Below are 9,018 nucleotides of genomic sequence, written 5' to 3'. Positions count from 1 at the left end.
CAGAGGCTGGCGGAAGAGGGGGCGAGCCCGGAGGATGCATGTTCGAAGTTTCCCTTGATCTCGCGCTGGCGCTGATCGGCGCGGCCTTCGTGGCCGGATTTGTCGATTCCATCGCGGGCGGCGGCGGGCTGATCACCCTGCCGGTGCTGCTTCTGGCCGGGGCGACGCCGTTGCAGGCCTTTTCGACGAACAAGGTGCAGGGGGTTTTCGGCGCGGCAACCGCGGCGCTGACCTATGCGGCCAAGGGGCAGGTCGATCTGCGGGCCCAGATCGGCGCGGCGGGTCTGGCGTTCCTGTCCGGGCTGACGGGGGCGTTTCTGGTCTCGGTGCTGCCGACCGAGGCCTTGCGCCGGGGGCTGCCCTTCCTGCTGATCGCGATCGCGGCCTTCTTCGCCTTTCGCAAGGGGCTGGATGACACCGACCGCGCCGAGCGGATCCGCCCCGCGGCCTTCACCGCCTTTGTCGTGCCGCTGATCGGCTTTTACGACGGGCTGATCGGGCCCGGCGCCGGGGCGTTTTACATGATCGGCTTCGTGATGCTGGCGGGCTATGGCGTGCTGAAGGCGACGGCGCATACGAAGCTTTTGAATTTCGCCTCGAATCTTGGCGGGCTCGTGGCCTTCGCGGCGATCGGGGCGCCCTGGTGGGTGACCGGGATCGCGATGGGTCTCGCCCAGGTGGCGGGGGCGAGCCTTGGCGCAAGGCTGGCGATGAAAAAGGGGGCGCGGCTGATCAAGCCGCTTCTGGTCGTCACCTCGACCGCCTTGGCGGCGCGGCTGATCTGGCAGATGCTCTAGCAAACCCCCGATCCCCGCCGCTTTCCACCCGTGGCGGGCCCGCGCCGGATCGCGCTCTGGGCCGTTGCGGCCCTCCATTCGCGCCTTTCCTGCGCGAAAACCCGCCGGGGGGGCTTTCCCCGGGCGCCACTTTTGCGTTATCACTGGACTATCGAGTTGAAATCGGGTCTGCCACAGTGAAAAAGGGCCGATAGCCCACGGGCGGACCAGAGGCACAGACAGCTGGAGGCTGTTCCATGAAGACGATCTTTACGAGCGTCGCAGCGGTCGTTGCCGCGTCGCTGGCATTTTCCCCTGTCGTTCAGGCGCAGGAAAGCTCGAACCGCGTTGCCGCGAAAACCGACTGGAGCGTCTTCGTCGAAGACAGCCCGAAAGAATGCTGGGGCGTCTCGCCGCCGAAAAAGTCGGTCGCCACCAAGGACGGCAAGCAGGTGCAGGCGCGGCGCTCTGAAATCCTGCTTTTCGTCACCTTCCGCCCCGGCAAGGCGGGCGAGGTGATGTTCATGGCGGGTTACCCCTTTGCCCAGGGCTCGACCGTCGATCTGAAGGTGAACACCGGCACCGCCTTCACGCTGTTCACCAATGGCGAAGGCGCCTGGGCGGGCTCGCCCGAGGAAGACGCCAAGCTGATCGCGGCGCTGAAATCGGGGGCCGAGGTGACGATCTCGGGCCGTTCGGGCCGGGGCACCAAGACCGAGGACACTTTCTCGCTGATGGGCTTCACCGCGGCGATGGAAGAAGCGGCCAAGCGCTGCAAGTAAGCGGCGCAGCCCGGGCTCTCTCCGGGGGCGGGCTCAGGCAGGGTGCGTCTCGCGCGCCCTGTCTTTTTCTTTGCGCCGCGCCTGTCCGGGGGTCAGGATCGGCAGGCAGGGCTGCATCGCCCCGGGGCAAAGCGCCGCCAGCTCCGGATGCTGCGCCAGCACCTGCGGCCCGAGCAGCAGGGTTTCCACCGCCACGCCGCGCGTCAGGACCAGCGCATGCCGGTCGAGCAGAAGGCAGATGTAGCGGATCGGCCCGGCCTCCCGGTCGCGGCTGATCGGGGTGCAGCCGGGGCCGCGGCAGGCGCAGTCGCGCAGGCGGCAGATGGCGGGGTGGCACAGATGCTGCGCCGCCACCAGAACCTCCGCGCCGCCATCGCGCAGCCGCAGCCGCAGCCGATGCTGCGGCGACACCCGAAGCGGCGGCCCCGCCGCGGCGCCGCCGAATTGCGCCAGCGGCACCCGGATCGGCAGATCGCGCAGGGTCGCCGCCGCGGCGGGCAGGTCGCGCCGTCCGACCCAGCGGATCGGCTCCGGCCCCTCGGGCGTCAGCACGCAGGTGCCCGGCGTCAGATCCTCGGCCCTGACCGGCCCCGTCACCGTTGCCACCGGCGTATCGGGCCACAGGCACAATTGCGTCAGCGTGCCGCCGTCATAGCCGACCGGGGCGGCGTCGATGACCATCGCGATCATCCCCGTGGCATTCGGCACCCCGTCGGGGAAGACGAACACCAGATGATGCGCCGCATCTTCGAGCAAGATGAAGTCCCGGGCGGTGCCGGTCGGAATGGTGATCCCCAGAAGGTTGATCCCGGGCTGCGCCGTGCCCGAACCGATGACGGTGAAGGGCGTCTCTTCCACCAGGATCGTCTCGCCGACCGAAATCCTGCCATTCGCATCGCTCAGGCTCAGCCCGCTGGTCAGGCTGCCGAAACTCGACAGCAGCAGCGTCTGCTTTGACGACAGCAGCGACATCGACAGCAGCGAGCCGTTGTAGGGAAGAAGACTGACAGGAAGGTCCATGACCGGATCGGGTGACGACGGGTGGGCGGAGCTTTGCAGAACAATCCTAAGAAGGCGTTAGCCCTGCCGCATTCCGGCTTTGTTTTCCGACCCGAATCCCCTATATGCACGGCTTGCCCAATGCTGGACCTGCCATGACCGAGCCGACTTCCCCGATCACGCAAGACGTGCTGACCCTGCCGCGCAAGCTGCCCGAGGGGGGCAGGATCAATCTGGTCGGCCTGACCCGCGAGCAGCTGCGCGCGGCGCTGATCGCTGCGGGCACGCCCGAGAAACAGGCGAAGATGCGGGTCGGTCAGGTCTGGCAGTGGATCTATCACTGGGGCGTGCGCGATTTCGCCGCGATGACCAATCTGGCGAAAGACTACCGCGCGCTTCTGGATCGGCATTTCGAGATCGCCCTGCCCGAGGTGGTGACCTGTCAGGTCTCGCTGGATGGCACGCGGAAATACCTTTTGCGCATCGCCGGCGGGCACGAGGTCGAGGCCGTCTATATCCCCGAGGAAAACCGCGGCACTTTGTGCATTTCAAGCCAGGTCGGCTGCACGCTGACCTGTTCCTTTTGCCATACCGGCACGCAGAAACTGGTGCGCAACCTGACGGCGGGGGAAATCGTCGGGCAGGTGATGGTGGCGCGCGACGATCTGGGCGAATGGCCGAAACCGGGTGAACCGAAGGATGAAACCCGGCTGATCTCGAATGTCGTGCTGATGGGCATGGGCGAGCCGCTCTACAATTTCGAAAACGTCCGCGACGCGATGCAGGTTGTCATGGACAACGAGGGGCTGACGCTGTCGCGCCGCCGGATCACGCTCTCCACCTCGGGCGTCGTGCCGGAAATTGCGCGCACGGCCGAGGAGATCGGCTGCCTTCTGGCGATTTCCTTCCACGCCACCACCGATGCGGTGCGCGACAAGCTGGTGCCGGTGAACAAGAAATGGAACATCAAGACGCTGCTGGACGCCCTGCGCGACTATCCGCGGCTGTCGAATTCCGAACGGATCACCTTTGAATATGTGATGCTCAAGGGTGTGAACGACAGCGACGACGATGCCCGCCGTCTGGTGCGGCTGATCCAGGGCATCCCGGCGAAGATCAACCTGATCCCCTTCAATGAATGGCCGGGCTCGCCCTATCAGCGCTCGGACTGGGAACGGATCGAGGCCTTTGCCGACATCGTCTACAAGGCTGGCTATGCCGCGCCGATCCGCACGCCGCGGGGCGAGGATATCATGGCCGCCTGCGGGCAGCTGAAATCCGCCACCGAACGGGCGCGCAAGTCGAAAGCCGAAATCGACGCCGAAACGGGTCTTTGACCATGGGGCTGCGGCGGCTGCTCCGACGCCTGCGCCCTGCCGCCCCGCGGCCCGAGGATGGTACGGCGCAGAGCTGGCAGGTCGGGGCGAGCCGGGTCAGCATCGGGCGGATGACCTATGGCAGCGCGGGTCTGACGATCCATGAATGGGGCGAGGGTGCCGATCTGCGCATCGGCGCCTTTTGCTCGCTGGCTGCGGGGATCCGCATCTTTCTGGGCGGCAATCATCGCACCGACTGGATCAGCACCTATCCCTTCGGCCATATCCATGCCGACCGGATCGCCTGCCCGCCCGTCACGGGCCATCCGGCGACGCGCGGCGATGTGGTGATCGGCAATGATGTCTGGATCGGCAGCGGGGCAACGATCCTGTCGGGGGTGAGCATCGGCGACGGCGCGGTGGTGGCGGCCGGGGCGGTGGTCAGCCGCGATGTCGGCCCCTATCAGGTCGTTTCGGGCAATCCGGCCTGCGTGATCAAGACCCGCTTTTCGGAAGATGTGATCGCGCTGCTGTTGCAGCTGCAATGGTGGCGCCTGCCCGACGCCGAAATCACCGCGCTGGTGCCGCAACTTTGCGCCGCCCCCGAACCCGAAACGCTGCGCGCGCTGATCGGGCGCCTGCGTCCGGGCCAGGCCGGTCTCTGATCCCCGGCGTCGCAAAGGGCGTACTTGCGCCAAGAAGAAGCCGCATGTTTCTTCTTGGTCCAAATACGCCCTTGCGCCCTCAGTCCGGGGCGTGCCCGTTGGCCCAGGTCTCGATCACCTCCACCGCTTCTTCTGCGGTTTCGACGAAGCTGATCAGCTTGATATCCTCGGCGGCGATCGTGCCCGCCTCGGCCAGATAGTCCCAGTCGACGACGCGGCGCCAGAATTCCGCGCCGAACAGGATCAGCGGAATGCGCCGCATCCGCCGGGTCTGGATCAGCGTCAGTGTCTCGAACATTTCATCGAGCGTGCCGAAGCCGCCCGGAAAGACGCAGACGGCCTTGGCCCGCATCAGGAAATGCATCTTGCGGATGGCGAAATAGTGGAAGTTGAAGCACAGGTCGGGCGTCACATAGGCGTTCGGCGCCTGTTCATGCGGCAAGACGATGTTGAGCCCGATCGACTGCCCCCCGGCTTCGTGCGCGCCGCGGTTGCCCGCCTCCATCACGCCCGGGCCGCCGCCGGTGCAGATGACATATTCCCGCCCGTAAGCCGCCATCGAGCGTTCCGTCATCATCCGCGCGAAGGTCCGCGCCTCGTCGTAATAGCGGCTCAGCTCCGCCAGAATGGGGGTCTTGGCGCTGTCCTTTTGCGCCGGTTCCGGGATGCGGGCGCCGCCAAACAGCACCACCGTGCTTTCCACGCCGCGTTCGTCCATGATCAGCTGCGGCTTCAGCAATTCCAGCTGCAGCCGCACCGGGCGCAATTCCTCGCGCATCATGAAGCCGCCATCGGTGAAGGCAAGCCGGTAGGCGGGCGCCCGGGTCTGCGCGGTGGCGGGGATCTCCTGCGCCGTTTTCGCATCCATGATGCTGTCGCGGAACGGGTGGGAACGGCTCTCGTCTTTCATGTCACGGCTCGTTGCGCGAAGGGCTTTTCCCAACTATAGGGGGAAAACCATGAAAGCCACCTGAAAGAGGACCGTTCCGATGTCGAACGCCATGCTCGAAGCTGCCATCGAAGCCGCCTGGGAAGTCCGCGACACCCTTACGCCGCACACGAAGGGCGAGGCGCGGGATGCGATCGAGGCCACGCTCGAGGCGCTGGACAAGGGCGTGCTGCGCGTCGCCGAGAAACAGGCCGACGGGGCTTGGCATGTGAACCAATGGGCGAAAAAGGCCGTGCTGCTGGGCTTCCGCCTCAAGGACATGGAAGTGCATTCGGGCGGGCCGCAGAACGGCACCTGGTGGGACAAGGTCGACAGCAAATTCGCCCATTGGGGCGAGGCGCAATGGAAGGCCGCCGGTTTCCGCGCCGTGCCGAACTGCATCGTGCGCCGCTCCGCCTATATCGCCAAGGGGGCGGTGCTGATGCCCAGCTTCGTCAACCTCGGCGCCTATGTCGACGAGGGCACGATGGTCGACACCTGGGTGACGGTGGGGTCCTGCGCGCAGATCGGCAAGAACGTGCACCTGTCGGGTGGCGTCGGCATCGGCGGCGTGCTGGAACCGATGCAGGCCGGGCCGACGATCATCGAGGACAACTGCTTCATCGGCGCCCGGTCGGAAGTGGTCGAGGGCTGCATCGTCCGCGAGGGATCGGTTCTGGGCATGGGCGTCTTCATCGGCAAATCGACGAAGATCGTCGATCGCGAAACCGGGGACGTGTTTTACGGCGAAGTGCCGCCCTATTCGGTGGTCGTCGCGGGGTCGATGCCGACCAAGGGGGGCATCAACCTTTACTGCGCGGTGATCGTGAAACGGGTCGATGCGCAGACGCGCTCGAAAACCGCGATCAACGATCTGCTGCGGGACTGATCATGCTGTTGTCGCTGGGCGCCAAGGTGGCGGATGCGGTGCGCGGGGCGGCCTTGCCGCAACCTTTGCGCTTTGCGCTGATGGTGGCCGATCTGGCGATGATCGGGCTGGTGACGCCGGTGGCGCTGACGCTTCTGGGCGAGATGGCCAAGGCCGCCGCCCCCGGGGACTGGATGCCCGGGGCGGCGATTGCGCTTTATGTGCTGGTCGCGGCCTGGCTGGCCGTGACCTCGCTGCGGTCCTTGCGCCGCGGCTGAGAGGGGAATGAAATGACCGAGACCACCGAGAAACCGGAAAAGGCGAAACGCCCGCAGCAGGTCTATACGCTGCTGGTGGAGGTGGGGCGCTCGGCGAATGACGGGCTGCCCAAGGGATCGACCGGGGCGGGCTTGCTGTGCTACGCAAGCGGCGTCGACGAGGCCGAGGCCGTGCGCGAAACCGTGGCGATCCTGAAACAGGCCGAGATGGCGCCTTTGGACGTGACCGGCTACGGCACCTTGGCCGAACGCGAAAAGGCGGGCGACGAGATCGACGCCGCCGAGAAAGAGCTGATGCAGCGGGCGCTGGATGAGAATTCCGTGATCGTCGCGCAGATGACGCCCTTTTACGACGAGAAGGCCTAGGCGGACACCCGCCAAGCGGGTTTGCGCAACCTTCATTGCCTGCTAGACTGGTCTCAAAGAACGAACAGTCGGGCAGGCCATGAAACACGCGTTGAAACCCCTTGTCGTCACCCTTCTGGCCTTTTCGGCGCTGAGTGCCTGTGGCGGGCCGCTGGAGCGGGGGGGCGTTTCCATGAACACGATCGAAGAGATCCCGCCGGTCGATGCGGCGACGCAGGCGGGGATGGATGCCTGGGTCGCAGGTTTCAAGCCCCGCGCGATGGCGGCGGGGATTTCCGAGGCCACCTGGAACCGCGCCATGCGCGATGTGCCCTATAACCCCAAGGTGATCGGGCGGCAGCAGTTTCAGGCCGAATTCGTCAAGCCGATCTGGGATTACATGGACAGCGCGGCGTCCGATGAACGCATCGCCAATGGCCGGGCGGCTTTGGCGCAGCATGCGGCGATCTTGCGGGAAATCGAGGCGCGGTATGGCGTCGAGAAAGAGGTGGTCGTCGCCGTCTGGGGCATGGAAAGCCGCTACGGGGCAAAGCGCGGGAACACGCTGATCATCCCGGCACTGGCGACGCTGGCCCATGACGGACGGCGGGCGGCGTTCTTTGAAAGCCAGCTGATCGGGGCGCTGAAGATCCTGCAGGCGGGCGATATCGACCCCGCGCATATGACCGGGTCCTGGGCGGGCGCAATGGGGCATACGCAGTTCATCCCGACGTCGTATCTGGCCTTTGCGGTCGATTTCACCGGCGATGGCAAGCGCGACATCTGGTCGGACAACCCCGCCGATGCCTTGGCCTCGACCGCCGCCTATCTCGCGCGCTCGGGCTGGTCGAAGGGGCAGCCCTGGGCGGTGGAGGTCTCCCTGCCCGAAGGGTTCAACACCGGGCTGGCGGGCAAGGGCACGAAGCGGTCGCCCGCGGATTGGGCGGCGCTGGGCGTGCGGGATGTGAACGGCGGGGTGGTGCCGAATTACGGCGCGGCCTCGATCCTGCTGCCGGCCGGGCCGAAGGGGCCGGCGCTGATGATCTTTGGCAATTTCACCGCGATTTCGCGCTATAACAATGCCGATGCCTATGTGATGGGGGTGGGGCATCTGTCCGACCGGCTGAAGGGGCAGGGGCCGTTCGTGCATCCCTGGCCGCGCGAGGGCCGGGCGCTGACCGATGCCGAAAAGGTCGAGGTGCAGCGGCTTCTGACCGCGCAGGGCTATGACACCAAGGGCACGGATGGCTTGATTGGCGCGGGCACGATCGGCGCGGTGATGGACTATCAGCGCGACCACGGCATGACCCCGAACGGCTGGGTGACGATCAAGCTTCTGGAAAGCCTGCGCAAAGGGTGATCGGGGGAGGGCGGATCACGGCGCCGGGTTGAGGCCGATCACCAGCTCATGCAGATGAAAGATCGCCGCCCAGGCGAAGACGGCGATGCCGAGCCGCAGCCACGAAGGGCGGCTCGTCGGGCGCCAGCGGCCGGTCACAAGCGCGGCAAAGGGGATCAGGCTGGTCTGCGCCGCCAGACGCGCGAACTCGGCCGGGCCAAGGCTGCGGATCAGCCGCCGCTCCATCGCCCGCATGCCGATCAGCGAAAAGACCAGAAACACCCCGAACAGGATCCCATGCGCCAGATCGCCGTTCACCAGAAGATGCGCCGCGGCCCAGAGCACCAGCGCCCAAAGGAAGGGCTGCCGGGTGATCCCCGCGATGCCCGGGCGGGCGGGGTCGAAACCGCTCGCCCGTCCCTCGAAGGCGAAGGGGTTCGGGGCGGCGATGGCGTAGCTGGACATCAGGATGACGACCGGCATCACGATATTCGCGACCCAGCGCATCCAGATCTCTTGCGGCCACAGCTCGATGAAAGGCGCCCGGGCGGCGGCCAGGATCAGCCAATAGAGCAATCCCAGCGCCAGCAGGCCAAAGGCGATGCCATAGCCCGCCCGGCCAAGGGTCGCGACCAGCGGCCCCTTGATCCGCGGCGTCGCCGGGATCAGATGGGTGGACATGAAGGCGAGCCCGGCAAGGGCGAATTCAAGCCAGCCCATCC

General features: G+C 66.3%; 11 protein-coding genes. 8 read left to right on the top strand and 3 right to left on the bottom strand.

What is annotated here, in order from left to right:
* Positions 1-38 precede the first annotated feature (38 nt).
* Positions 39-797, top strand: a complete 759-nt coding sequence (locus ACTTAG_RS17600) for a TSUP family transporter (protein ID WP_444463481.1) — start codon at positions 39-41, stop codon at positions 795-797.
* A 236-nt stretch (positions 798-1,033) separates the two neighbouring features.
* Positions 1,034-1,558: an invasion associated locus B family protein gene (locus tag ACTTAG_RS17595; protein ID WP_444463480.1), complete on the top strand. Its 525-nt coding sequence runs from the start codon at positions 1,034-1,036 to the stop codon at positions 1,556-1,558.
* A 33-nt stretch (positions 1,559-1,591) separates the two neighbouring features.
* On the opposite strand, the gene ACTTAG_RS17590 is transcribed toward ACTTAG_RS17595, so the two are convergent.
* Positions 1,592-2,578, bottom strand: a complete 987-nt coding sequence (locus tag ACTTAG_RS17590; protein ID WP_444463479.1) for a Hint domain-containing protein — start codon at positions 2,576-2,578, stop codon at positions 1,592-1,594.
* Between the two features lie 134 nt (positions 2,579-2,712).
* On the opposite strand from ACTTAG_RS17590, the gene rlmN reads away from it, so the two are divergent.
* Together rlmN and ACTTAG_RS17580 are read left to right on the top strand one after the other, a co-directional pair.
* A complete protein-coding gene (rlmN, locus tag ACTTAG_RS17585; protein WP_444463478.1) occupies positions 2,713-3,894 on the top strand; it encodes a 23S rRNA (adenine(2503)-C(2))-methyltransferase RlmN in 1,182 nt (393 codons plus the stop codon).
* Positions 3,895-3,896: 2 nt separating this feature from the next.
* Complete coding sequence (locus ACTTAG_RS17580; RefSeq protein ID WP_444465278.1) at positions 3,897-4,538, top strand: CatB-related O-acetyltransferase; 642 nt, start codon at positions 3,897-3,899, stop codon at positions 4,536-4,538.
* 79 nt (positions 4,539-4,617) lie between these two features.
* Here the strand turns inward: ACTTAG_RS17580 and ACTTAG_RS17575 are convergent, their stop codons facing one another.
* Entirely contained in the window at positions 4,618-5,448 is an 831-nt protein-coding gene (locus ACTTAG_RS17575; protein WP_444463477.1) for a TIGR00730 family Rossman fold protein, read from the bottom strand.
* Positions 5,449-5,527: 79 nt separating this feature from the next.
* On the opposite strand from ACTTAG_RS17575, the gene dapD reads away from it, so the two are divergent.
* The 4 genes from dapD to ACTTAG_RS17555 all read left to right on the top strand — a co-directional run bounded on the left by dapD (position 5,528) and on the right by ACTTAG_RS17555 (position 8,317).
* Entirely contained in the window at positions 5,528-6,355 is an 828-nt protein-coding gene (gene dapD / locus ACTTAG_RS17570; RefSeq protein WP_444463476.1) for a 2,3,4,5-tetrahydropyridine-2,6-dicarboxylate N-succinyltransferase, read from the top strand.
* Positions 6,356-6,357: 2 nt separating this feature from the next.
* The gene (locus tag ACTTAG_RS17565; protein WP_444463475.1) at positions 6,358-6,612 is read left to right on the top strand and encodes a hypothetical protein; all 255 of its coding nucleotides are present in this window, start codon (positions 6,358-6,360) and stop codon (positions 6,610-6,612) included.
* Between the two features lie 12 nt (positions 6,613-6,624).
* Positions 6,625-6,978: a hypothetical protein gene (locus ACTTAG_RS17560; protein WP_444463474.1), complete on the top strand. Its 354-nt coding sequence runs from the start codon at positions 6,625-6,627 to the stop codon at positions 6,976-6,978.
* Positions 6,979-7,057: 79 nt separating this feature from the next.
* Positions 7,058-8,317: a lytic murein transglycosylase gene (locus tag ACTTAG_RS17555; protein ID WP_444463473.1), complete on the top strand. Its 1,260-nt coding sequence runs from the start codon at positions 7,058-7,060 to the stop codon at positions 8,315-8,317.
* A 15-nt stretch (positions 8,318-8,332) separates the two neighbouring features.
* On the opposite strand, the gene ACTTAG_RS17550 is transcribed toward ACTTAG_RS17555, so the two are convergent.
* Positions 8,333-9,016, bottom strand: coding sequence for an NnrU family protein (locus ACTTAG_RS17550; protein ID WP_444463472.1), 684 nt, complete (start codon positions 9,014-9,016; stop codon positions 8,333-8,335).
* Positions 9,017-9,018: the final 2 nt, after the last annotated feature.

This window comes from Rhodobacter capsulatus (assembly GCF_052363185.1).
GTDB lineage: Bacteria > Pseudomonadota > Alphaproteobacteria > Rhodobacterales > Rhodobacteraceae > Rhodobacter > Rhodobacter capsulatus_E.
This window is presented reverse-complemented; position numbering and strand designations above follow the sequence as displayed.

Excerpts from the sequence above, each read along its gene's own strand:
- ACTTAG_RS17600 (WP_444463481.1), top strand. The coding sequence starts at position 39 with ATGTTCGAAGTTTCCCTTGATCTCGCGCTGGCGCTGATCGGCGCGGCC.
- ACTTAG_RS17595 (WP_444463480.1), top strand. The coding sequence starts at position 1,034 with ATGAAGACGATCTTTACGAGCGTCGCAGCGGTCGTTGCCGCGTCGCTG.
- ACTTAG_RS17590 (WP_444463479.1), bottom strand. The coding sequence starts at position 2,578 with ATGGACCTTCCTGTCAGTCTTCTTCCCTACAACGGCTCGCTGCTGTCG.
- rlmN (WP_444463478.1), top strand. The coding sequence starts at position 2,713 with ATGACCGAGCCGACTTCCCCGATCACGCAAGACGTGCTGACCCTGCCG.
- ACTTAG_RS17580 (WP_444465278.1), top strand. The coding sequence starts at position 3,897 with ATGGGGCTGCGGCGGCTGCTCCGACGCCTGCGCCCTGCCGCCCCGCGG.
- ACTTAG_RS17575 (WP_444463477.1), bottom strand. The coding sequence starts at position 5,448 with ATGAAAGACGAGAGCCGTTCCCACCCGTTCCGCGACAGCATCATGGAT.
- dapD (WP_444463476.1), top strand. The coding sequence starts at position 5,528 with ATGTCGAACGCCATGCTCGAAGCTGCCATCGAAGCCGCCTGGGAAGTC.
- ACTTAG_RS17565 (WP_444463475.1), top strand. The coding sequence starts at position 6,358 with ATGCTGTTGTCGCTGGGCGCCAAGGTGGCGGATGCGGTGCGCGGGGCG.
- ACTTAG_RS17560 (WP_444463474.1), top strand. The coding sequence starts at position 6,625 with ATGACCGAGACCACCGAGAAACCGGAAAAGGCGAAACGCCCGCAGCAG.
- ACTTAG_RS17555 (WP_444463473.1), top strand. The coding sequence starts at position 7,058 with ATGAAACACGCGTTGAAACCCCTTGTCGTCACCCTTCTGGCCTTTTCG.
- ACTTAG_RS17550 (WP_444463472.1), bottom strand. The coding sequence starts at position 9,016 with ATGGGCTGGCTTGAATTCGCCCTTGCCGGGCTCGCCTTCATGTCCACC.